Source organism: Frankia sp. CeD (genome assembly GCF_000732115.1).
Classification (GTDB): Bacteria; Actinomycetota; Actinomycetes; order Frankiales; family Frankiaceae; genus Frankia; species Frankia casuarinae.
Window position 1 is genome coordinate 1 of record NZ_JPGU01000084.1, and the last position, 950, is coordinate 950.

Here is a 950-nt window from a genome sequence, read left to right on the forward strand (position 1 = left end):
CTCTATGGCGGCCCATTCGCATGACCTTCGCCTAACAATGCTCTTTCTGACTCCCCGATGGAACGGCAGCTCCACCTGGACGATCCCACAACCCCAGCATCGCAACACCTGCCGGCTCTCACACGACACTGGTTTAGCCTGTTCCGCTTTCGCTCACCACTACTCGCGGAATCACGGTTGTTTTCTCCTCCTGCGGGTAATGAGATGTTTCACTTCCCCGCGTTCCCTCCACATGCCCTATGTGTTCAGGCANGGGTGACAGGATTTAANGCCCTGCCGGGTTTCCCCATTCGGAAATCCTCGGATCACAGCTCGGTTGACAGCTCCCCGAGGCATATCGCAGCCTCCCACGTCCTTCATCGGCTCCTGGTGCCAAGGCATCCACCGTGCGCCCTTAATAACTTGGCCACAAAGATGCTCGCGTCCACTGTGCAGTTCTCAACGTACGGACGGCCCCAGCCGACCCGGCGAAACCCACCCCCACCCAACGGGAAGGCAGTCCTCCACCACGACCGGTCCGTTCCACCAGCAGACCCCCCACCACGATCCCCACCAGGACCACAGCACAGGAACCCACCAGCCGAGAGAGCCTCACTCCCTCAGGACCCAACAGCGTGCCACGGACCCCAGCCACCCACCCGGACCGTTCCACCCCCCNCCCCACCCGAAGATAAGGACAGAGGNNNACTAGACCCCGGACAACCAGCCGAAACCCCATCGTCAGCGTTCCACCCACGAGCAACCAGACCGGCATCCACAGCCGGCCCTGGCTCTGCACCAGCCCACCCCACTACAGGACAGACCAGCCAGACGCTCCTTAGAAAGGAGGTGATCCAGCCGCACCTTCCGGTACGGCTACCTTGTTACGACTTCGTCCCAATCGCCGGTCCCACCTTCGACGGCTCCCCCCACAAGGGTTAGGCCACCGGCTTCGGGTGTTACCGACTTTC

The 950-nt window shown here is 61.9% G+C and carries 1 rRNA gene; it reads right to left on the minus strand.

From position 1 onward, the window contains the following. Positions 1-408: ribosomal RNA gene (locus CED_RS20775) — 23S ribosomal RNA — on the minus strand; the annotation flags it as partial. Positions 409-950 lie beyond the last annotated feature (542 nt).